Annotated in this window: 22 protein-coding genes; 11 read left to right on the forward strand and 11 right to left on the reverse strand. The window is 64.5% G+C overall.

Annotation, left to right across the window (positions count from 1 at the left end):
- Positions 1 to 288 precede the first annotated feature (288 nt).
- From sppA to lhpI, 4 genes are all read left to right on the forward strand, one after another.
- Positions 289 to 1,242 carry a signal peptide peptidase SppA gene (gene sppA, locus ABID26_RS23985; RefSeq protein ID WP_292373337.1) on the forward strand — a complete coding sequence of 318 codons (954 nt, stop codon included), beginning with the start codon at positions 289 to 291 and terminating at the stop codon, positions 1,240 to 1,242.
- 77 nt (positions 1,243 to 1,319) lie between these two features.
- Positions 1,320 to 1,604, forward strand: a complete 285-nt coding sequence (locus tag ABID26_RS23990) for an integration host factor subunit beta (protein ID WP_027165368.1) — start codon at positions 1,320 to 1,322, stop codon at positions 1,602 to 1,604.
- Between the two features lie 165 nt (positions 1,605 to 1,769).
- Positions 1,770 to 2,102, forward strand: coding sequence for a LapA family protein (locus ABID26_RS23995; protein WP_126097881.1), 333 nt, complete (start codon positions 1,770 to 1,772; stop codon positions 2,100 to 2,102).
- A 206-nt stretch (positions 2,103 to 2,308) separates the two neighbouring features.
- Positions 2,309 to 3,271: a bifunctional Delta(1)-pyrroline-2-carboxylate/Delta(1)-piperideine-2-carboxylate reductase gene (gene lhpI / locus ABID26_RS24000; protein WP_292373335.1), complete on the forward strand. Its 963-nt coding sequence runs from the start codon at positions 2,309 to 2,311 to the stop codon at positions 3,269 to 3,271.
- Here lhpI and ABID26_RS24005 read toward each other — a convergent pair.
- The 3 genes from ABID26_RS24005 to ABID26_RS24015 all read right to left on the reverse strand — a co-directional run bounded on the left by ABID26_RS24005 (position 3,264) and on the right by ABID26_RS24015 (position 4,859).
- Positions 3,264 to 3,701 carry an EVE domain-containing protein gene (locus ABID26_RS24005; protein WP_292373333.1) on the reverse strand — a complete coding sequence of 146 codons (438 nt, stop codon included), beginning with the start codon at positions 3,699 to 3,701 and terminating at the stop codon, positions 3,264 to 3,266. The genes lhpI and ABID26_RS24005 overlap by 8 nt on opposite strands.
- Complete coding sequence (locus ABID26_RS24010; protein WP_292373331.1) at positions 3,698 to 4,078, reverse strand: VOC family protein; 381 nt, start codon at positions 4,076 to 4,078, stop codon at positions 3,698 to 3,700. Before ABID26_RS24010 ends, ABID26_RS24005 begins: the two co-directional genes overlap by 4 nt.
- A gap of 70 nt (positions 4,079 to 4,148) precedes the next feature.
- Positions 4,149 to 4,859 carry a helix-turn-helix transcriptional regulator gene (locus tag ABID26_RS24015; RefSeq protein WP_292373329.1) on the reverse strand — a complete coding sequence of 237 codons (711 nt, stop codon included), beginning with the start codon at positions 4,857 to 4,859 and terminating at the stop codon, positions 4,149 to 4,151.
- 124 nt (positions 4,860 to 4,983) lie between these two features.
- On the opposite strand from ABID26_RS24015, the gene ABID26_RS24020 reads away from it, so the two are divergent.
- The 6 genes from ABID26_RS24020 to olsB all read left to right on the forward strand — a co-directional run bounded on the left by ABID26_RS24020 (position 4,984) and on the right by olsB (position 12,001).
- On the forward strand, positions 4,984 to 6,045 hold the full coding sequence (locus ABID26_RS24020) for a class I SAM-dependent rRNA methyltransferase (RefSeq protein ID WP_292373327.1): 1,062 nt from the start codon (positions 4,984 to 4,986) through the stop codon (positions 6,043 to 6,045).
- 1 nt (position 6,046) lies between these two features.
- Positions 6,047 to 6,907: a TrmH family RNA methyltransferase gene (locus tag ABID26_RS24025; RefSeq protein WP_126097876.1), complete on the forward strand. Its 861-nt coding sequence runs from the start codon at positions 6,047 to 6,049 to the stop codon at positions 6,905 to 6,907.
- Between the two features lie 10 nt (positions 6,908 to 6,917).
- Entirely contained in the window at positions 6,918 to 7,406 is a 489-nt protein-coding gene (lspA, locus tag ABID26_RS24030) for a signal peptidase II (protein ID WP_126097875.1), read from the forward strand.
- A gap of 110 nt (positions 7,407 to 7,516) precedes the next feature.
- Positions 7,517 to 8,506, forward strand: coding sequence for an acrylyl-CoA reductase (NADPH) (gene acuI / locus ABID26_RS24035; protein WP_292373325.1), 990 nt, complete (start codon positions 7,517 to 7,519; stop codon positions 8,504 to 8,506).
- Positions 8,507 to 8,650: 144 nt separating this feature from the next.
- Positions 8,651 to 10,930 carry a PAS domain-containing sensor histidine kinase gene (locus tag ABID26_RS24040; protein WP_292302575.1) on the forward strand — a complete coding sequence of 760 codons (2,280 nt, stop codon included), beginning with the start codon at positions 8,651 to 8,653 and terminating at the stop codon, positions 10,928 to 10,930.
- Between the two features lie 198 nt (positions 10,931 to 11,128).
- Complete coding sequence (olsB, locus tag ABID26_RS24045; RefSeq protein WP_435528608.1) at positions 11,129 to 12,001, forward strand: l-ornithine N(alpha)-acyltransferase; 873 nt, start codon at positions 11,129 to 11,131, stop codon at positions 11,999 to 12,001.
- A gap of 84 nt (positions 12,002 to 12,085) precedes the next feature.
- On the opposite strand, the gene ABID26_RS24050 is transcribed toward olsB, so the two are convergent.
- Positions 12,086 to 12,718: a trimeric intracellular cation channel family protein gene (locus tag ABID26_RS24050; RefSeq protein ID WP_126097871.1), complete on the reverse strand. Its 633-nt coding sequence runs from the start codon at positions 12,716 to 12,718 to the stop codon at positions 12,086 to 12,088.
- A gap of 98 nt (positions 12,719 to 12,816) precedes the next feature.
- On the reverse strand, positions 12,817 to 13,479 hold the full coding sequence (grpE, locus tag ABID26_RS24055; protein ID WP_126097870.1) for a nucleotide exchange factor GrpE: 663 nt from the start codon (positions 13,477 to 13,479) through the stop codon (positions 12,817 to 12,819).
- Positions 13,480 to 13,697: 218 nt separating this feature from the next.
- On the opposite strand from grpE, the gene ABID26_RS24060 reads away from it, so the two are divergent.
- Complete coding sequence (locus ABID26_RS24060) at positions 13,698 to 13,898, forward strand: hypothetical protein (protein WP_126097869.1); 201 nt, start codon at positions 13,698 to 13,700, stop codon at positions 13,896 to 13,898.
- Positions 13,899 to 14,054: 156 nt separating this feature from the next.
- Here the strand turns inward: ABID26_RS24060 and ABID26_RS24065 are convergent, their stop codons facing one another.
- The 6 genes from ABID26_RS24065 to cysG all read right to left on the reverse strand — a co-directional run bounded on the left by ABID26_RS24065 (position 14,055) and on the right by cysG (position 19,816).
- Complete coding sequence (locus tag ABID26_RS24065) at positions 14,055 to 14,675, reverse strand: DJ-1/PfpI family protein (protein ID WP_126097868.1); 621 nt, start codon at positions 14,673 to 14,675, stop codon at positions 14,055 to 14,057.
- Positions 14,676 to 14,895: 220 nt separating this feature from the next.
- Positions 14,896 to 15,429 carry a DUF934 domain-containing protein gene (locus ABID26_RS24070; protein WP_292302573.1) on the reverse strand — a complete coding sequence of 178 codons (534 nt, stop codon included), beginning with the start codon at positions 15,427 to 15,429 and terminating at the stop codon, positions 14,896 to 14,898.
- Positions 15,430 to 15,597: 168 nt separating this feature from the next.
- Positions 15,598 to 16,362 (reverse strand): phosphoadenylyl-sulfate reductase, encoded by a 765-nt coding sequence (locus ABID26_RS24075; RefSeq protein WP_126097866.1) that lies wholly within the window; start codon positions 16,360 to 16,362, stop codon positions 15,598 to 15,600.
- Positions 16,337 to 18,007 carry a nitrite/sulfite reductase gene (locus ABID26_RS24080; protein ID WP_292302572.1) on the reverse strand — a complete coding sequence of 557 codons (1,671 nt, stop codon included), beginning with the start codon at positions 18,005 to 18,007 and terminating at the stop codon, positions 16,337 to 16,339. Before ABID26_RS24080 ends, ABID26_RS24075 begins: the two co-directional genes overlap by 26 nt.
- Positions 18,008 to 18,050: 43 nt before the next feature.
- Positions 18,051 to 18,356, reverse strand: coding sequence for a DUF2849 domain-containing protein (locus ABID26_RS24085; RefSeq protein ID WP_292302571.1), 306 nt, complete (start codon positions 18,354 to 18,356; stop codon positions 18,051 to 18,053).
- Positions 18,353 to 19,816 carry a siroheme synthase CysG gene (gene cysG / locus ABID26_RS24090; protein WP_292373322.1) on the reverse strand — a complete coding sequence of 488 codons (1,464 nt, stop codon included), beginning with the start codon at positions 19,814 to 19,816 and terminating at the stop codon, positions 18,353 to 18,355. Before cysG ends, ABID26_RS24085 begins: the two co-directional genes overlap by 4 nt.
- Positions 19,817 to 20,143 lie beyond the last annotated feature (327 nt).

Raw genomic sequence — 20,143 nt, forward strand, 5'->3', positions numbered from 1 at the left:
TTTCTAATGAGCCCTTGCCCGCCAAACACCGCCTATAGGTGGTATGCCGGTCCCCGCAAGCAAGCACAAGCGGAGGAAAACTGCAAAAATGTGACGGCTACTACCGCACGACTAGGACGAATTCGGCTGAACTGCCAGCCCTTCATAGCAGATAGGGGCCGGCTGCGTTAATTTTTCGTGAGGTCATCTCCAGCATTCGATCAGCAGCGCCGGTGTTCTCATGAAACGGTAGCCGCGCGCGGAGGCTTGCTTTAAAAGCGTCCTTTCCCACCGACTGTGAGGCTGACGATGGCAATGAGAGCCGACGACCTGATCGACCGCCGCCGCTTGCGCCGCAAGCTGACGTTCTGGCGCGTCGCCGCGTTTGTGGTTCTGGCGGCGGCGCTGATCGCCTTTTCGGCATGGATCTACGGTGAGGATTTCACCGGCCAGGCGGTCGACCACATCGCCAAGGTCAAGATCGAGGGCACCATCACCGAGGACGAGGAGCTGATCAAAAGGCTGGAGACGATCCGCAAGTCCGCGACGGTGAAGGGCGTCATCCTGTCGATCGATTCGCCCGGAGGCACCACGGTCGGCGGCGAGTCGATCTATGAGGAAGTGCGCAAGCTCGCCGGCGACAAGCCGGTGGTGGCCGAGGTCGGCACGCTGGCGGCGTCCGCCGGCTATATGATCGCGAGTGCGGCCGACCACATCGTTGCCCGCAAGACCTCGATCGTCGGCTCGATCGGCGTGCTGATCCAGTATCCCGACGTCAGCGCCCTGATGGACAAGCTCGGCATCAAGCTCGAGGAGGTGAAATCCTCGCCGCTCAAGGCCTCGCCTTCGCCCTTCAAGCCGACCAACGACGACGAGCGCGCCATGGTGCGCAAGCTCATCCTCGACAGCTATGACTGGTTCGTCGGCATTGTCGCCGAACGGCGCAAGATATCGCATGAGCAGGCGCTCGCTCTGGCCGACGGTTCGATCTTCACCGGCCGCCAGGCGCTCGGCAATCACCTGGTCGATGCCGTCGGCGGCGAGACCGAGGCGATCGACTGGCTGGCGACCAAGGGCATCGACAGCAAGCTCAAGGTCGTTGAATGGAAAAGCACGGAGGGGCGCGGCTTCTTCTTTACGAGGAGCATGACCAAAGCCGTCGCGAACGCGCTCGGCCTGCCCGACGCCGTCGGCGACGTCATTCACGAGCTTGGCGCCGACCGCTTGTTCCTTGACGGTCTCGTTTCGGTCTGGCACCCTTGACAACCGTTAGGAAGAACCAAATAAAGCAATAAAATCATCCTGATAAGTGACTGCAGTGGTTTACGGGGAACGTTCTCATGATCAAATCCGAACTTGTGCAAATCATTGCCGCGCGCAACCCGCACCTTTTCCTGCGCGACGTCGAAAACATCGTCGGCGCAATCTTTGACGAGATCACCGATGCGCTTGCCGAAGGCAACAGGGTCGAGTTGCGCGGTTTCGGCGCCTTTTCGGTGAAAAACCGCCCTGCCCGCACCGGCCGCAACCCGCGCACCGGCGAGTCCGTCGAGGTCGAGGAGAAGTGGGTGCCGTTCTTCAAGACCGGCAAGGAGTTGCGCGAAAGGCTGAACGGCGGCAAATAGGCGCCGTGCCGGCGGATCGAAACGACGTCTCGGCGCTTAAAGCATGTCTCCCGAAAGTGGGAACCGGTTTCGGGGCAAAGACATGCGTAAAATCAAAAACCTAAGCGCGCAGGGCGAACTCGAAAGATCGCGACGCGCTTTGAGCCGCCTCTCCATGGAGATCTGATGTTCAATCGCTTCATGCTCGTCGTGGTCCTCGTGCCGCTGGCCGTCATCTTGATCGCGCTTGCCGTCGCCAACCGCGGACCGGTCGCCTTCACGCTCGACCCGTTCCATCCGGGCAATCCGGCGCTGACGCTGAATTTGCCGCTTTTCATCTTCCTGTTCCTGGCTTTAGCCATCGGCATGATCGTCGGCAGCTTGGCGACCTGGGTGAAGCAGGGCCGCTACCGCAAGCTCGCGCGCCAGCGCGGCATCGAGGCCGAGAACCTGCGTCAGGCGGTGAGCCGCGCGCCGGCGGCGCCTAAGGGACCAGCGCTGCCGAAACCCTCGAACTGAAGCAATCCCAGGAAAAGTGTATGGCGGCTTTCCGTCCGGGAATTGCGTGAAAACAAATACCCTAGAGCATGATGCCGAAAAGTGTGAAGCGGTTTTCGGACGACATCATGCTCTATCTCTTTGATTTAGAGCCGGATTCAGATTTCGGATCGACTCGATCCGAAATCATCCGGCTCTGGCGGCGCTCTAATTCTAAGGAGTCTTCGATGCTGACCATCTCGGCCGCCGAGGTCGATCAGGCGCTCACCTTTCCAGGGCTGGTCGAGACGCTGCGCACGGCCTTCCGCGACGGTGCGGTGCAGCCGGTGCGTCATCACCACGCCGTCGAACGCCCGGATGGAGCCGCCTCGACACTGCTGTTGATGCCGGCCTGGACCGACTTCAACGCCGCCGGCAGCTCGGCCGGTGGCCATATCGGCGTCAAGATCGTCACCGTGTCGCCGGACAACAACGCCATCGGCAAGCCGGCGGTGATGGGCCTCTATCTGCTGCTCGACGGCACGACGGGCGAGCCTGAGGCGCTGATCGACGGCCAGCGGCTGACGCAATGGCGCACCGCTTGCGCTTCGGCGCTCGCGGCGTCCTATCTCGCCCGCAAGGATGCCTCGCGGCTGCTGGTGATCGGCGCCGGCGCGCTGTCGTCCTTCCTCGCCAGGGCGCATTCGGCGATGCGGCCGATCAAATCCGTTCGCATCTGGAACCGCACGCCGGCCAATGCCGAAAAGGTGGCGGCAGCGCTCCGCGCCGAAGGCCTTCCGGCGAATGTTGCCGGCGATCTCGAAGCGGAGCTTGGCGAGGCCGACATCGTCTCGTCGGCGACGATCTCAACCACGCCGCTGATCAAGGGCGCGCTGCTGAAGCCGGGCACCCATGTCGATCTGGTCGGCGGCTTCACACCGGAGATGCGCGAGAGCGACGACGATGCAATCGTCCGCGCGCGCGTCTATGTCGACACCCGGGCCGGCGCCACCAAGGAGGCCGGCGACATCGTCCAGCCACTGGCTTCCGGCGTGCTGAAGCCGGAAGCCATCGTCGCCGACCTGCATGAGCTGACGCGCGGCGAGAAACAGGGCCGGCAGGGCGACGGCGAGATCACGCTGTTCAAGTCGGTCGGCGCCGCGCTCGAGGACCTTGCCGCCGGCATCGCCGTCTATAAGGCTCTCAAATAGCCGACACCGCCGGCTTTGCGCCCATTGTCTCGCCGATCAGTCGGAAGTCGTGCTCGCTGATCTCGAACAGGCCAAACCGCAACTGATTGCCCCAGTTCGCCTTGCCGGCGGTGAAATCAAGGCGGTCGAGCAGCGGCTTGATCGGCGCTTCCTTGGCGTCTGACCAATCGACATCACGCCGCGCCGGCTTGAAGCCGCCGCCCATCTCGCCCTGGTAGGTCTTGCCTTCGCGCACCGTGCCTATTGCCGTAAAGGACTGCAGCCCGTCCTTCTCGCCGAGCACGGTGCTCGGCGAGTAATAGACGATGCCGTCGCCGGGCTTGATGCGGCGCAGCGGTGAGGCCTTGCCGTGATTGACCTGCATGAAGCCGGCCTGGCGGCCGATCCTGACATGCCCGGCCGATGCGACAACAACCCAGTAGGTGCTCATCCCTGCGCTCCCTCGAAAGGCCAGTAGACGCGCAAGCGGTGATTGTCGGGGTCGAGCGCGACGAAGGTGCGGCCGAAATCCATGTCGGTCGGCGTCTGCAGGATTTTCAGCCCGCGCTTGGCCCAGTCGGAATGCGTAGCGTCGACGGAGGGTGCGTTCTCGACCGCAAGCACCAGTTCGCCGCCTCCACCAGCAGCGGCTGCAGCCGGCTCCACGGTGTGGCGCGACCAGAGGCCGAGCTTGAAGCCCTTGTCGAGCACGAACATGACGAAGGTCGGCGAAGTCTCGACCGGCTCGCTCCCGAGCAGCGAAGCGTAAAACGCACCGCTCCGCTCAGGGCTGTCGACATAAAGGATGACGAAATTTGGCGTGGCCATGTCTGATCTCCAAGCTGTTTGAACCTTGGCGACCTTAGATCGCGCCACTGTCAGATTCTGGCAGCAGTGTTCAGTCCTCGGAATTGTTCGACGCGTTCTGAACCGGCCTGTCGAGCGTCGCCCGCCATTCCTTCAGCATAGCCTGGCGGCGGCGCGGATAGCGAATATCCGTGGCACTGAGACCCGACATGCGATCGGCGCGAAAGTGGCGAAAATCCTGGCGCATCTCGCACCACGCCACCATCACCCGCACCTTGTCGAAGAAGCCGAGCGCGAACGGCCAGACCATACGCTTCGATGCGGCGCCCCCGGCATCGCGATAGAGGAAGCCGAGCTTGCGCTCGTCGCGGATCGCCTGCCGCACGACGCCGAGGTCGATCGCCTCGACGGTTCCCGAACCCGGCCCGACCAGCAGCGTCGTGGCGTCGAGATCCTCGCGCAGATCGTCCGGCAGGACAGCCGCGATCTTGGACAGCGCGTCCGTCGCGGCCGCGGCCAGTCGCTTGTCCGGCTGTTTCGCCACCCAGCGCGAGCCGAGCACGATCGCCTCTATCTCCTCGTCGGTGAACATCAGCGGCGGCAGCATGAAGCCGGGCTTCAGCACATAACCCAGCCCCGCCTCGCCCTCGATCGGCGCGCCCTGCCCCTGCAGCGTCGCGATGTCGCGATATAGCGTGCGGATCGACACGCCCATCTCGCCGGCAAGCGTGCGGCCGCTCACCGGCCGGCGGTGTCGGTGCAGGATCTGAATCAGGTCGAGCAGGCGTTCGGAACGGGACATGACTGGAGATTTGCCTGTTTCTTCGGGCGAGGTCCATCGCATCGCGACAGAGAAGCGGCGGACCATCTGGTTGCGAAGGCGGAGGGCCTATGCCAAAAGCGGCCTGCCGTTCCGGAGATTGTTCTTGAAGTCCTTTCGCGACCGAAACCGCGACAACCGTCCGCGCCAGCCGGCGAAACCCGGTTCCAGCCCGTCGCGCCTGCGCGAGACCGCTTCGGCGGCGAGGTCGGAGCCGCATCATCGCCAGGAGGCAAAACCCGCGCCGCGCGTGCTTGCCCGCCGCGACGGCCCGCTGCCCGCCGAGCGCCTGCCGCTGATCCTCGAAGTCGCGCCCAACGCCGACTATGCGCTGTTGGACAGCGGCGCCGGCGAGAAGCTGGAGCAGTATGGGCCTTACCGCATCGTGCGTCCGGAAGGCCAGGCGATCTGGCAGCGCGCGCTCCCGGCGAAGGAATGGGAGCGCGCCGACGCCATCTTCACCGGCGACACCGACGAGGAAGGCATCGGCCGCTGGCGTTTCCCGAAAACGCCGCTCGGCGAAACCTGGCCGATGAAGCATGACGGCATCGACTATCTCGGCCGCTTCACCTCCTTCCGCCACGTCGGCGTCTTCCCCGAACAGGCCTCGCACTGGGACCATATGGCAGGGCTGATCGCGGCCGCCCGGCGTCCGGTGAAGGTGTTGAACCTCTTCGGCTATACCGGCCTTGCCTCGCTGGTGGCGGCCCGCGCGGGCGCCGAGGTCACGCATGTCGATGCCTCGAAGAAAGCGATCGGCTGGGCGCGGCAAAACCAGGAGATGGCCGGCCTCTCCGACAAGCCGATCCGCTGGATCGTCGAGGACGCGGTGAAGTTCGCCGAGCGCGAGGAGCGCCGCGGCAGCCGCTACGACATCGTCCTCTTCGACCCGCCCGCTTATGGTCGCGGCCCCAAGGGCGAAGTCTGGCAATTGTTCGAGGACCTGCCGGGTCTCACCGACCTCTGCCGCTCGATCCTGACGCCGAAGCCGCTCGCTGTCGTTCTGACCGCCTATTCGATCCGCGCCTCCTTCTTCGCCATCCATGCCTTGATGCGCGACACCTTCGCCGGCATGGGCGGCACGGTCGAATCCGGTGAACTGATCATCCGCGAGAAATCCGCCGGCCGCGCGCTGTCGACCTCGCTGTTCTCGCGCTGGGTGGCTTGAAATGGTGGCGTATGACGGACACCGGCCGGTCGGCCAGGTCAAGGAAGTCACCAGCCTCGCCAATCCGCTGGTCAAGGACATCAAGGCGCTGGCGCTGAAGAAATTCCGCGACCAGCAGAACGCCTTCATGGCCGAAGGCTTGAAGCTGGTCATCGACGCGCTCGACCTTGGCTGGTCGATCAGGACGTTGGTCTTCGCCAAGGCAGGACGCGGCAACGCGGCCGTCGAAAAAGTCGCGGCGCGCACGGTCGCCGCCGGCGGCACCGTGCTCGAAGTCTCGGAAAAGGTGCTCACCGCAATCACTCGCCGCGAAAACCCGCAAATGGTCGTCGGCGTCTTCGCGCAGCAGACGCTACCGCTAAAAGGTATCCGCGCCACAGACGGCGACGTCTGGGTCGCGCTCGACCGCGTGCGCGACCCAGGCAATCTCGGCACCGTCATCCGCACCGTCGATGCCGTTGGCGCCAAGGGCATCATCCTGGTCGGCGACACCACCGATCCGTTTTCGCTGGAGACGGTGCGCGCCACTATGGGCTCGATCTTCGCCGTGCCGGTCGCCAAGGCGACGGAGCAAGCTTTCCTCGCCTGGCGGCGCGATTTCCCGGGTCTGGTCGCAGGGACGCATCTGAAGGGCGCGGTCGACTACCGCTCGGTCGACTTCTCAAGGGGCCCGGTGCTGCTCTTGATGGGCAACGAGCAGCAAGGGCTGCCCGACAGCCTCGCCGAAAGCTGCGACCGGCTATTGAGAATCCCGCAGGCCGGCCGCGCCGATTCGCTCAATCTGGCGGTTGCCACCGGCGTCATGCTGTTCGAGATCCGGCGCGGCGCGTTGAAGCTCGACCCCGCCACCGACACGCGATGAGGACTGCCAAGTGAAATCCTGGTCCCCTTACGCCCTGCTGGTCGTCGCGGCAATCGCGCTCGACCAATGGATCAAGCAGCTGGTCGAGAACGGCCTGGCCTTCCAGGAAAAGGTCGATCTCCTGCCGTTCCTGGCGCTGTTCCGCACCTACAACACCGGCATCGCCTTCTCGATGTTCTCTTCCTTCGGCGACACTGGCCTGGTGGTCATCGCCGCGCTCGTCGTCGCTTTCGTGCTCTATCTCGCCGTGCGCACGCCCCCCGGCCACGTCATTGCCCGCATCGGCTTTGCCCTGATCGTCGGCGGCGCGCTGGGCAACCTGATCGACCGCGCCGTCTACGGCCACGTCATCGACTACATCCTGTTCCACACGCCCGTCTGGTCCTTCGCGGTGTTCAATCTCGCCGACGCCTTCATTTCCGTCGGCGCAGCCCTAGTTGTCTTCGACGAACTGATCGGCTGGCGGCGGGAAACCAAGCCCCAGGACCGAGGCAATTGACCTAGCGCGGCCGCCGCCCCAAATTCGTTTCAAGGGCAATTCCAGGGAAAATGTGCAGCGGTTTTCCGCCGCAACCGCGTAAACAAATCGCCAGAACCGAGGAGACAAAAGTGTCGGATACCTTCAAAGCCATCCTCGTTTCGCGCGACGCCGAGAAGAAGCAGTCGGTCGAGATCGTCGACCTCACCGAGGCCGAGCTGATGGAAGGCGATGTCACCGTCGCCGTCGAGGCGACGACGGTGAACTACAAAGATGGGCTGGCCATCACCGGCAAGGCGCCGGTCGTGCGCCGCTGGCCGCTGGTGCCCGGCATCGATTTCGCCGGCACCGTCATTTCCTCTTCCCATGCCGATTGGCGCAAGGGCGACAAGGTGATCCTCAACGGCTGGGGTGTCGGCGAGACGCATTACGGCGCCTATGCCGGGCGCGCCCGCGTCAAGGGCGACTGGCTCGTGCCGCTGCCCGAGAGCATGAGCCCGCATGATGCGATGGCCGTCGGCACCGCCGGCTATACGGCGATGCTCGCCGTCATGGCGCTGGAGCGGCACGGCATCGTGCCGGACCGCGGGCCTGTGGTGGTGACGGGCGCTGCCGGCGGCGTCGGCTCTGTCGCCATCTCGATCCTCTCCACCCTTGGCTACCATGTCATTGCTTCCACCGGGCGCAATGCCGAAAGCCCCTATCTGATCGATCTCGGCGCGGCCGAGGTGATCTCGCGCGAGGAGCTCAGCCAGCCGGCAAAGCCGCTGGCCAAGGAACGCTGGGCGGGCGGCGTCGACTCGGTCGGCACTCATACGCTCGCCAATGTGCTGTCGATGACATCCTATGGCGGCGCGGTCGCCGCTTGCGGCCTGGCCGGCGGCATGGACCTGCCGACGAGCGTCGCCCCCTTTATCCTGCGCGGCGTGTCGCTGCTCGGCATCGATTCCGTCATGGCGCCGAAACCGGTCCGCCTCGAGGCATGGCGCCGCATCGGCGCCGATCTCGATTTGAAGAAGCTATCGACCCTGTCGCGGTCGATCGGCTTCGACGGGATCGTCGACGCCGCGCGCGACATTGTCCATGGCAAGATCAGGGGCCGCGTGGTCGTCGATATGTAGTGCAATTCCAGGAAAAGTGTTCGGCGGTTTTCCGTCCGGAATTGCACTAAAACAACACAAAATCGCAGGAATTCCGAACCAAAAATTAAAATTCGAATGATCCGCCGCAAGCTTCCATAATCTCTGTCTGGCAAGGTTTCCCGCATGTTCGCGGACTCCGACATCAGACAGGACAGCAAGGTCGCAGGCGATGACGGGCTGGACGCCGGCGCGCCGAAGCGGCAGGTGCTCGTTGCGCCGCCGCTGGTCCCTGCCTTGCAAGCGGACAGCCGTGAAGGCCTGCCGTTCCTGACGATCGTCGCCATCGCCGTGCTGGCCGGGCTGGCGCATCTCACCGGAGCGCCGATCTTCATCACCGTCGGCCTGCTGGCGAGCGGCCTCGGCAGCCTCGCCATGCATCTGCGCAACAGGAACACGGAGCGCCGCACCACGGCTCTTCTCGACGAGACCGCCGCCCGCAGCCGCGCCGAGATCGAGACGCTCGCCGACCGCATGTGGGAGATGCAGGAGAGCGAGGAGCGTTTTCGTGGCCTGATCGATGCGCTCGGCGATCTCGTCGTCCATCGCGACCGCGACGGCCATATCGTCTATGCCAACAAGGTGTTCGCCTCGCTTGTCGACACAGACCAGCGCGACCTTGCCGGCAAGACGCTTTCCGAGCTCGGCATAGATGTCGGCGTCGTGCCCGACGCCGCCTTCTCGGACCACGAATGCCTGAGCTCCACCGATGTCGCCGTCCGCACGCCGAACGGACCGCGCTGGTTCTCCTGGATCGAGCTCTCGGTGCGCGACAAGGATACGGGCGCGGTGTCGCACCGGGCTATCGCGCGCGACATCACCGCCCGCAAGCGCGCCGAATCCTCGCTGATTACCGCCCGCGAGCGGGCCGAATATGCAAGCCAGGCCAAGTCGCGCTTCCTCGCCACCGTCAGCCACGAGATCCGCACGCCGATGAACGGCATCATGGGCATGGCGAAGCTGCTTGCCGACACCGACCTGTCGCCGGAGCAGCGCACCTATGTCGGCGCCGTCTCCACCTCCGCAAGCGCGCTTCTTGCGCTGATCGAGGACCTTCTCGACTATTCCAAGATCGAGGCCGGCCGCTTCGATCCCGAGCCGCAGCCGACCTCGCTGCGCGAAATCGCCGACAACATCATCGAGCTCCTGGCGGCGAGAGCCTTCTCCAAGAACATCGGTCTTGGCTGTTATGTCGAGCCCGACGTGCCGCAGATGATCACCGCCGATCCCGGCCGCGTGCGCCAGGTGCTACTCAATCTCATCGGCAACGCCGTCAAATTCACCGACGCCGGCGGCGTTCTGCTCACCGTCGCGCGCGCCCGCACCGAGAGCACCGACCGCATCTGCTTCACCATCGCCGACACAGGTCCGGGACTGCGCGAAGAGGACATGGAGCGCATTTTCGAGGAGTTCGAGCAATCCGACGGCACCTCGACAAGGGTGCATGGCGGCGCCGGTCTCGGCCTTGCCATCTCCAAGCGGCTGGTGATCGCCATGGGCGGCACGATCTCGGTTTCGAGCCGGCTCGGCGAAGGGTCCGAATTCGTCTTCGATATCCCCGCCACCGCGGCGACCGAGCCGCCGCCGCATCGCCACAATATCCTCTCGGACCGGCGCGCGGTGATCGTGTCGAAAAACGCGGTCGAGGCCGATGCCATCGCCCGCGCCATCCGCGCCCATGGCGGCGCCGTCGATATCGCCGCGACGCCGGGCCAGGCCGCTTCGTTTGCCGCCGGCTGCAACGTGCTTCTGATCGATGCCGCGCTTGAAAACAGCGACGGCCGTTTGCTGAAGCGCCTGCGCGAGAGCGGCTTTGTCGATTGCGAGGCCATCACCCTGATCGCTCCGACCGATCGCGGCATGCTTGGCGAGTTCCGCGCCAACGGCTACGCGACGTTCCTCGCCCGGCCGGTGCGCGGCGAAACGCTGCTGCGTGTGCTGTTGACCAGCCATGTGGCGGCGCCGGCCGAGCCGCAGCCGAAACCCCGCGGTGCCGCGTCCGCGCGCCGCCGCGATCAGGGCCTGTCCGTGCTGATCGCCGAGGACAACGACATCAATGCAATGCTTGCCCGCGCCACGCTGCTCAAGGCCGGGCATCGCGTCAAGATCGTCGGCAACGGCAAGGCCGCGGTCGAGGCCGTAACCGATGCCGGGCTCAAGCATCGTTTCGACGTGGTTCTGATGGACCTGCACATGCCGGTGATGGACGGGCTGGACGCGATCGCCGCCATCCGCCGCCATGAGGAAGCGCTTGCCGTGCCGCCGATCCCGATCATGGTGCTTTCGGCCGACAGCCAGGAAAAGACGCGCCACACCGTGCTGGCTCACGGCGCCAGCGGCTTCGTCACCAAGCCCCTCGACCCCGATGCGCTCGTCCAGGCCGTCGAAGGCCAGGTTGCGGCGTAACGATTTTTTTGGTTTCGCGAACACCTTGGATTGCCTGGCTTTCGCAGCCGTAACATAGCCGGTTGAAGGTATTGCCCAGCCGACGAAGTATTGCCGGGCTCGCCGTATCACGGTACTGTCACAATCCTGTTGCACCTACACCGTATCCCCGTGCCAAGAGGGATGGCTCGAAGGAGAGAATCACTCGTGCATACAGTAATGCCTGAATGCGACACTCGGCCGAACGCCAGCGCTTTGCTCGGCGCGCGTACCGCCGACGCCGTCGCAAGCGGCGCACCGCTGGGCCGTATCGGCAACCTTGAAGTGCGTCTCGCCCGCAACGAGGCCGAGATCGCCGCCGCCCAGGAAGTGCGCTACCGGGTATTCTATGACGAGCTTGGCGCGAGGAAGGATTTGTTCCAGGCGCAGGACCGGCGCGATGCCGATCGCTTCGACCCGCTCTGCGATCACCTTTTGGTGTTCGACACGTCGCTTCCCGGTCCCGAGCACCGCCGCATTGTCGGCACCTACCGCCTTTTGCGGCAGGAGATCGCCACGGCCGCCGGCGGCTTCTACTCCGAGGGCGAGTTCGAGTTGACCAAGCTGGTCGCGCGCCATCCGGGCCAGCGCTTCCTTGAGCTCGGCCGCTCCTGTGTGCTGCCGGAATACCGCTCCAAGCGCACCATCGAGGCGCTCTGGCAAGGCATCTGGGCCTATATCAACCACTATGGTATCGGCGTGATGACCGGCTGCGCCTCCTTCCATGGCATCGTGCCGGCGGCCCATGCCGAGGCGCTCACCTATCTCGCCCATCATTGCCGCACCAACCAGGCCTGGGATGTCAAGGCGGTCGCGGGCCGCTACTGCTCGATGGACCTGATGCCGATCGAGGCCGTCAACGCCAAGGCGGCGATCGCCGCCATGCCGCCGCTGGTCAAAGGCTACCTGCGCGTCGGCGCCCGCATCGGCGACGGCTGCGTCATCGACCACGAATTCTCGACCGTCGATGTCTTCGTCGTCATGCCCGTCAAGGAAATCGGCGCCCGCTACGTCAACTACTATGGCGGTGAAGGGCAGCGCTTTGCTGCGTGAGAATAGCGAATAGCGAAAGAAATAAACGATGTTGGGTTGGTCACAACAACCCTATTCGCTACTCGCTACTCGCTATTCGCTCCCTCACGGAATATCTTCCGGCCTCCGGCCGGGCCGGCTTTTGTAGGCAGGAAACGACCAGCCGAATTTGAGCGCTCCCCCGCGTACCAGGAAAGCGGCCGCGAAGCCGAGCAGGCTGGATGGGAGCGCCGCCATGCCGATAAGGTCGCAAAGCGTGAAGAGCGCCGCCCCCGCAAGCGCCGCCGTGACATAGATCTCGGGTCTCAACAGCACAGACGGCTCGCCGGCGAGCAGGTCGCGCAATATGCCGCCGAAGGTCGCCGTGAGCACTCCGGTGATGACCGATACGACCGGCGAGCCCGTGATCGCCAGCCCCTTTGCAGCCCCCATCACCGCAAAGGCGGCAAGCCCGATCGCGTCGAGCCAGAGCAAGAGCTTATAGCGGGATTCGACGCGATGGGCGCTGAAGAAGACAAGCACCGCCACGACGGCGCAGATCAGCACATAACCGCTATTGGCGACCCAGAACACCGGCAGGTTGAGGATGACGTCGCGCAGCGTCCCGCCGCCGATGCCGGTGACGCTGGCCAGGAACAGGAAGCCGATGATGTCGAGTTCCTTGCGCGACGCGGCAAGCGCGCCCGTCGCCGCGAAAACCGCGACGCCGGCGTAGTCGAGCAGTTCGATCGGATTCATGGTGAGCGAGTAGTGAGTAGCGAATAGTGAGTAGTGGTGAATAACACGGTTCGTACCGGCTTCCCTACTCGCTATTCCCTATTCGCTACTCACTCTCTTCACGCATCCTTCTCGGCCTGCTCGTTCACCGGGCCCGGTTCGACCTTTGCCTCGCTTGCCGCCTTCGGGCCGCCCTTGGCGACGCCGACCATCGCGGGCCTCAAGACGCGCTCGCCGATCGAATAGCCGGGTTGCACGACCTGGACGACGGTGCCGGCCGCAACGTCGGCGTTGGGCACCTCGAACATCGCCTGGTGGAAGTTCGGATCGAACTTCTCGCCCTCGGGCGCGAGCTTCTTCACGCCGTGCCGCTCCAGCGCCGACAGCATGGCGCGCTCGGTGAGGTCGACGCCTTCGATCAACGCCTTGAAGCCGGCATCGCCCGCGGCCTTGGCCTCGGCGGGAATGGCATCCAGCGCGCGGCGCAGATTGTCCGACACCGACAGCATATCGCGGGCGAAGTTGGCCACCGCGTAAGTGCGCGCGTCATGCACGTCGCGCGCGGTGCGCCGCCGCAGGTTCTCCATTTCGGCCGCGACGCGCAGCGCACGATCCTTCAATTCCTCGTTTTCCTTCAGCAGCCGCACAAGCGCTTCATAATCGCCGTCGACGCCGCCTTCCGCACGTTCGCCAGAAGCCTGGGCGCCGGAAGCCTGGGCGTCGGAAGCCTGGGTGGCTTCGATTTCCTCGGGCGCGCGTTCGTCTTTTGCCTGGTCGCTCATCGCCGTATCCCGTCATTCGGATTGGTTTGGATTTGCGCCCGATATCGAGGTTTAAAGGCCAAAAATCAAGGGGCAAGCGCCATTGCCGACCATCCCCGGGTCATTCCAAATTAATTCAAATTTTACCCTACCGGACAGCTTCGCTTGCCTCTGTCGGCCGATGCGGGAACCATTGCCGGGCTAGAGGAGTTTCGAAGCCGACACAGGATTTTGGGACTATGAGCGGCACCAACAGTGAAAGGCGCGCCAGACTCGCCAACGATATCAGGCGGCAGGTCAGCAGCGAAGCGACCAAGCGCCTCTTGCGCACCCTTCCGGTATTTCGCCTGGAGAAAGAGGTGCCCAAGCGGCTTACGGACCTGCTCGACCGCCTGGACGGGGCGGAGGCGGAAAAGGTGGGCGGCGTGCGGCGCCGATAGCCGCGCTGCCCGCCTCCCCTATAACGCTCCGCAGCGTCGCGGCGGAAAGAGCCAAAGCATGTCTCCCGAAAGTGGGAACCGGTCTCGGGACAAAGACATGCGCAAAATCAAAAACCTAAAGCGCATGGAGCGAATCTGAAAGATCGCGACGCGCTTTTACGCCGCCTTGCGCTCGTCTCGCATAAGCGCTTCGCCATGGCGAATTTCGGTGCCGAGCACCTTCAGGCACTCCCGCATGAAAGCGGCAAGCCCCGGCCAACCCTTGGCTGACACCAGATTGCCGTCGACATGTGCGCCGGTCGGCGCAACGTCGATATAGGTGCCGCCGGCGAGCGTGACCTCGGGCTCGCAATATTGCAGCGCCGCCACTTGCCTGCCGCGCACCACACCGTCGACGGCGATGAGGATCTGCACGCCGTGGCAGATGGTGAAGATCGGCTTGCCGGTCTCATGGAAATGCCTGACCAGCGCCTGCACGCGCTTGTCGATGCGGATATATTCCGGACCGCGCCCGCCGGCCGCGTAGACCGCATCGTAATCCGCGGGATTCACCTCGGCGAAGGTCTTGTTGAGGATGTAATCGTGGCCGAGCTTTTCGGTATAGGTCTGATGGCCCTCGAAGTCGTGCAATGAAGTCTTGAGCACATCGCCGGCCTTCTTGTCCGGGCACACGACATGGACCGTGTGGCCGACCGCATGCATGGCCTGCTCAAAGACGAAAATCTCGTATTCCTCGCTGAACTCGCCGACGAGCATCAATATCTTCTTGCCTGCCATGTCGATTCCTCCGTTGACGGCTATTTATTTCGGATCGCGAAATAAATAGCCTATCCTAAGGGCAACACGGCGGAAGGGAAAGCGCAAATCGCGTAAGTGGTCCGGCCAGATCGGTGACGGCTTCCCACTTCCGCTCATTGCAATGCCAGCCCACCGGGAAAATCCGCAGCCTTGGTCCGACCAGGCTGGCCCGAAACGAACCAGGCATGCCGTCACGCCGTCAGCCCGGGCGCTTGCGTCGCCAGGAATATTTCGGGCCCTTGGCTTCCGGCTCAACGGCCGGCTGGTAGTAGAGCGGCAAGCCGCCGGTGCGCCCTTCCTCCAGCCGTTTCAGCAGCACCGGGTTGGAAACTTCGAATTCGTCGAAGCCGAGCCTCAGCATATGCGGCAGCTGGTCGACCAGCACCTGGCCCGTTGCGCGGATCGCGCCCTTGAAGTTGTGCCGGCTGCGCAGCAACTCGCCCTTTGAGAAGGAGCGGCCGTCATTGAACGCCGGAAAGGCCAGCGCCACCAGTGACAACTGATCGAGCAGGCCGACGATCTTGTCGAGCTCGTCGCCTGGCTGCAGCAACACGCCGATGCGCTCCTTGGCCGACTTGCGGACGTCGTCGTCAAGTCCGAGGAAGGCCTGCAACGGCAGGATGAAGCGGCCGTTGCCGGCGAGCGCCTCCACGCCTTCGGCATGGACCCAGTCGTCCTCGCGAAAACCCTTCGGGGTCCAGAGGCGGGTTTCCGATTTGGTCGGTTCAGTCATCAAATTCCTAATACCTAAGAATGCAAGGATATGTCGCTATTCAGGTCAGGCCGAGTCGAAAATGGTGGCTTCCGAGAACCGGAGCGGAGCGTACTTGAAGTACGTGAGCACCGGAAGCGCAGGAAGCCGCCATTTGCAGGCCGGCCTCACCTGAATAGCGGCGTATCCTTAAAGCGATGCGTCGGTCAGCGACTTTTCCAACCCCGACAGATGGATGCCGCACTCGGTCTTGGCGTGCCCTGCCCAGCGGCCGCTGCGCGCATCCTCGCCAGGCTGTACCGGCTGCGTGCATGGGAAGCAACCGATCGAGAGATAGCCATAGGCGACGAGCGGATTTTCGCGCAGCGCATGCGCGCGCATGTAGTCGGCCTGGTCCGACGTCGTCCAGCGCGCGAGCGGATTGATGCGGATGCGCGAGCCGACCGCCTCGAAGACCGGAAGCGCAGCACGCGTCGAAGCCTGGAAGCGCTTGCGTCCGGTGAACCAGGCGCGGAACGGCTCGACGCCGCGGGCCAGCGGCTCGACCTTGCGCACGTTGCAGCAGGCGTCCGTGTCGGTCTCGTGCAGTCTGCCGGTAGGATCGACGCGCTCGAGCGCCGCCTCGTCCGGCTTGATCACCCTGACATCGGTCAAGCCGAAATCGGCGACCAGCGCGTCGCGGTAGCCGAGCGTTTCCTCGAAATGCTTGCCGGTATCGAGGAAGATCACCGGCAGCGACCGGTCTATCTTGGCGATCATGTGCAGGAGCACCGCCGAATCCGCGCCGAAGGACGACACGGCGGCGACCTCGCCGCGGAAGAATTCGCGCACCGACCGCTCGATGATCTCGATCGGCTTCAGATGACCGAGCAGCGCGTCGAGCCCCGCCGCTTCCGCGGCGACGCCGGCCTCGACGCCGTCCGTGCGATCAAGCGGCCTTGGTTTCGCCAGCATAGAGCGCCTCCTTGAACGGCGAGGGACCGACACGGCGGTAGGCGTCGATAAAACGTTCATCGGGACTGAGCCGAAGGCCGAGATAGGTATCGACGATCTGCTCGATGGCATCGGTGATCTCTTCCGAGGAGAAGCCGCGGCCAATGATCTCGCCGACCGAGGTGTTCTCGTCGGCCGAGCCGCCGAGCGTCACTTGGTAGAGCTCGGTGCCCTTCTTCTCGACGCCGAGGATGCCGATGTGGCCGACATGGTGGTGGCCGCAGGCATTGATGCAGCCGGAGATCTTCAGCTTCAACTCGCCGATCTCGCGCTGCCGCTCCAGCGAGGCGAAGCGGCGCGAGATTTCCTGCGCCACCGGAATGGAGCGCGCCGTGGCCAACGCGCAGTAGTCGAGGCCCGGGCAGGAGATGATGTCGCTGATCAGGTTTGAATTGGCTGTCGCGAGACCAATCTCGACCAGCGCGTCATAGACCGTCTTGAGGTCGGCGCGGGCCACATGCGGCAGGATCAGGTTCTGCTCGTGACTGACGCGCAGCTCGTCGAAAGCGAATTTCTCGGCGATGTCGGCCACCGCTTCCATTTGGCTGTCGGTGGCGTCGCCGGGCACCTCGCCGATGCCCTTCAGCGAGATCGTCACCGCCGCATAGTCAGGATGGCGATGGGTCACGACATTCTGGTCGAGCCATTCCGAGAAGCTTTTGGAATCGAGCCGCGCCTGCTTCACTTGCGCGTCGCCTTCCGTCCGGTCCGGCAATGCCGGCGGCGCGAAATAGGCGTTGATCGCCTGGATGTCGGCTTCCGGCAGCTTCAGTTCGGCGTCCTTCAGCTCCTGCCATTCGGCCTCGACCTGGCCGGTGATTTCCTCGACGCCGGTCTCGTGGACGAGGATCTTGATGCGTGCCTTGAACTTGTTGTCGCGGCGGCCATAGAGGTTGTAAACGCGCAGGATCGCCGTGCAGTAGGACAGAAGGTCGGCTTCCGGCAGGAAGTCGCGGATCTTCCTGGCGACCATCGGCGTGCGGCCCTGGCCACCGCCGACATAGACGGCAAAGCCCAGCTCGCCGGCCGCGTTCTTCTTCAGATGCAGGCCGATATCGTGCGTCTGGATGGCGGCGCGGTCGCGCTCGGCGCCGGTCACCGCGATCTTGAACTTGCGCGGCAGGTACGAGAATTCCGGATGCACCGACGACCACTGGCGCAGGATTTCCGCATAGGGGCGCGGATCGGCAACCTCGTCGGCGGCGGCTCCCGCGAAATGGTCCGCGGTGACATTGCGGATGCAGTTGCCGCTGGTCTGGATGGCGTGCATCTCGACGCTGGCCAAATCGGCGAGGATCGCCGGAATGTCCGACAGCGCCGGCCAGTTGAACTGGATGTTCTGGCGTGTGGTGAAATGGCCGTAGCCCTTGTCGTATTTGCGGGCGATGTGGCCGAGCATGCGCAACTGCCGGCTGTTCAGCGTGCCATAGGGCACGGCGATGCGCAGCATATAGGCATGCAGCTGCAGATAGACGCCGTTCATCAGCCTGAGCGGCCGGAACTGCTCCTCGGTGATCTCGCCGGCAAGCCGGCGCTGCACCTGGTCGCTGAACTCGGCGACCCGGGCGCGAACGAAATCTTGGTCGAACTCGTCGTAACGGTACATGCTTCGTCTTCCGGGGGCGCGTCCGCCCGCTCTTTCCTTGAACTTATGCCGCCCGGGCCGGTGCCGCGGACGCCTGCTTGCCGATGTCGGTGCGGATGGTCGGGCCCGCGGCGCGGATCTTCTCGCGCAGCCGCACCGGCTCGACCAATCCATCGACCGCGGTGACGTCGATCAGGTTGACGTCGACCACCTCGTTGTTGGCGGCGGCCGCGGCGCCGATCGCTTCCAGCCGGTCCTCCGCCGCTTTGTCGTGGGCGATGTCGGCATGGCCGACTATCTCCGCCCAGCCGCCATCGGCGTACCAGACGGCAATGCCGTCGGAGAGCCTGTTCGCGGTCAAAACCTTCATTCCCGTACTCCTTCGGCCACCGTGCTGGCGGCTTCTTCATGCCCTGTGTCTTCGCGCTTGTGTGTCACGAGCGGCTCGGATCGCTCGAAATTGGCGCCGGCGACCGCGTCGCCGATGATCGTCATGACCGGACCGGTGAGATCGGCGCGCGCTTCGAGCGACGGCAGGTCGGCCAGCGTGCCGTGAAAGCGGCGGCGGTTGCCGAGGCTGGCATTCTCGACGACGGCGACGGCGGTGTCCGGCGACAGTCCCGCTTCGATCAGACGGCCGGCGACTTCGGCGGCGACCGAGCGGCCCATATAGACGGCGACGGTGGCGCCGGAGATGGCGAGCTTGGCCCAGTCGGGCAGCGAGTTGCCCTTGAGGTCGTGGCCGGTTGTGAACACCATCGAGGAGGTCACGCCGCGCAGCGTCAGCGGCAGTTCGAAATCGGCGGCTGCGGCGAAGGCGGCGGTGACGCCCGGAACCACCTCATAAGCGATACCGGCCTCGCGCAGCGCCGCCATTTCCTCGCCGGCCCGGCCGAACACCAGCGGATCGCCCGACTTCAGCCGGACCACCCGCTTTCCGGCGCGGCCAAGCTCGATGAGCAGCGCGTTGATCTCTTCCTGGCTCTTGGAATGGCAGCCCTTGCGCTTGCCGACAGGCAGGCGCTCGGCGTCGCGGCGGCCCATGGCGACGATCGCCTCCGGCACCAGCGCGTCATAGACGATCGCGTCCGCTTCCATCAGCAGACGGTGGGCGCGCAGCGTCAACAGATCCTCCGCGCCCGGACCGGCGCCGACGAGCGCGATATGGCCCGCTGCCGGCGTGTTCGAAACCAGAAGGTCGAGCGCCGCACCATGCGCCCTGTCGAACTCTCCGGCTTCGATGGCCTTGGCAGGAGCGCCGGCGAAGAAATCGCTCCAGAAACGGCGGCGGCGATTGCCTTTCGGCAGCCGCTCGGCCGCGGCACGGAACGAAGCCGCCAAGGCCGCCAACCGGCCTAGCGACGGCGACAGCATGCGGTCGATGCGCACGCGCAGCATCTGTGCGAGCACCGGGCCGGCGCCCTCGGTGCCGATGGCGATGGCGACCGGCGCCCGGTTGACCAGCGCCGGGGTGAAGAAATCGCAGAGCTCCGGCCGGTCCACGACATTGACCGGGATGCCCAGCCGGCGCGCATCCTCGGCGACGCGGCGATCGAGCGCCTCGTCGCCACCGGCGGCGAACACCATGGCCGCGCCTTCGAGCTGCGCGGCGTCATAGGCGACTTCGATGTGGATGGCGCCGGTGGATGCGATGAATGCAAGCAGCTCCGCATCGGCATTGTCGGCAATGATGCGCAGCGAAGCGCTCGACTGCGCAAGGAGCCTCGCCTTGGCAAGCGCCTCCTCGCCGTTGCCGACGATGGCCACAGCTTCGCCGTCGACGCGCACGAAGACGGGGAAGGCGTTGAGCTTGGCGTTGGCTGGCGACATGGCGATAAGCAATAGTTGAACAGTTTGGCAGTTTTACGCGGGCGCGGCAAAAACCAGAAGGCAAGCACTCGCGCATCCCTCGGAGGCAGGCAATCGCTTTTTCGCAACCGCGAAATGCAGGAGAAAAAAATTCTACGTCTGGGCTTGAGGTGGCCTGACACCTCGCCGACACCCATTGATACCGCATAATTTTTAGCGCTGGCCGGTCATGGCGGCAAAATGGTTTTTTCTAATTTCTACTAAGTTAGTAGATTAAAGCCGTATCCGCTCCGAGCGGCTGCTTGATGCGCCGCGCAAAGAGCGAGCGAGCAGTCGTCGCTGACTGGA

It is taken from the genome of Mesorhizobium shonense, assembly GCF_040545255.1.
Lineage (GTDB): Bacteria > Pseudomonadota > Alphaproteobacteria > Rhizobiales > Rhizobiaceae > Mesorhizobium > Mesorhizobium shonense.

Excerpts from the sequence above, each read along its gene's own strand:
- sppA (WP_292373337.1), top strand. The coding sequence starts at position 289 with ATGGCAATGAGAGCCGACGACCTGATCGACCGCCGCCGCTTGCGCCGC.
- ABID26_RS23990 (WP_027165368.1), top strand. The coding sequence starts at position 1,320 with ATGATCAAATCCGAACTTGTGCAAATCATTGCCGCGCGCAACCCGCAC.
- ABID26_RS23995 (WP_126097881.1), top strand. The coding sequence starts at position 1,770 with ATGTTCAATCGCTTCATGCTCGTCGTGGTCCTCGTGCCGCTGGCCGTC.
- lhpI (WP_292373335.1), top strand. The coding sequence starts at position 2,309 with ATGCTGACCATCTCGGCCGCCGAGGTCGATCAGGCGCTCACCTTTCCA.
- ABID26_RS24005 (WP_292373333.1), bottom strand. The coding sequence starts at position 3,701 with ATGAGCACCTACTGGGTTGTTGTCGCATCGGCCGGGCATGTCAGGATC.
- ABID26_RS24010 (WP_292373331.1), bottom strand. The coding sequence starts at position 4,078 with ATGGCCACGCCAAATTTCGTCATCCTTTATGTCGACAGCCCTGAGCGG.
- ABID26_RS24015 (WP_292373329.1), bottom strand. The coding sequence starts at position 4,859 with ATGTCCCGTTCCGAACGCCTGCTCGACCTGATTCAGATCCTGCACCGA.
- ABID26_RS24025 (WP_126097876.1), top strand. The coding sequence starts at position 6,047 with ATGGTGGCGTATGACGGACACCGGCCGGTCGGCCAGGTCAAGGAAGTC.
- ABID26_RS24040 (WP_292302575.1), top strand. The coding sequence starts at position 8,651 with ATGTTCGCGGACTCCGACATCAGACAGGACAGCAAGGTCGCAGGCGAT.
- olsB (WP_435528608.1), top strand. The coding sequence starts at position 11,129 with ATGCCTGAATGCGACACTCGGCCGAACGCCAGCGCTTTGCTCGGCGCG.
- ABID26_RS24050 (WP_126097871.1), bottom strand. The coding sequence starts at position 12,718 with ATGAATCCGATCGAACTGCTCGACTACGCCGGCGTCGCGGTTTTCGCG.
- grpE (WP_126097870.1), bottom strand. The coding sequence starts at position 13,479 with ATGAGCGACCAGGCAAAAGACGAACGCGCGCCCGAGGAAATCGAAGCC.
- ABID26_RS24060 (WP_126097869.1), top strand. The coding sequence starts at position 13,698 with ATGAGCGGCACCAACAGTGAAAGGCGCGCCAGACTCGCCAACGATATC.
- ABID26_RS24065 (WP_126097868.1), bottom strand. The coding sequence starts at position 14,675 with ATGGCAGGCAAGAAGATATTGATGCTCGTCGGCGAGTTCAGCGAGGAA.
- ABID26_RS24070 (WP_292302573.1), bottom strand. The coding sequence starts at position 15,429 with ATGACTGAACCGACCAAATCGGAAACCCGCCTCTGGACCCCGAAGGGT.
- ABID26_RS24075 (WP_126097866.1), bottom strand. The coding sequence starts at position 16,362 with ATGCTGGCGAAACCAAGGCCGCTTGATCGCACGGACGGCGTCGAGGCC.
- ABID26_RS24080 (WP_292302572.1), bottom strand. The coding sequence starts at position 18,007 with ATGTACCGTTACGACGAGTTCGACCAAGATTTCGTTCGCGCCCGGGTC.
- ABID26_RS24085 (WP_292302571.1), bottom strand. The coding sequence starts at position 18,356 with ATGAAGGTTTTGACCGCGAACAGGCTCTCCGACGGCATTGCCGTCTGG.
- cysG (WP_292373322.1), bottom strand. The coding sequence starts at position 19,816 with ATGTCGCCAGCCAACGCCAAGCTCAACGCCTTCCCCGTCTTCGTGCGC.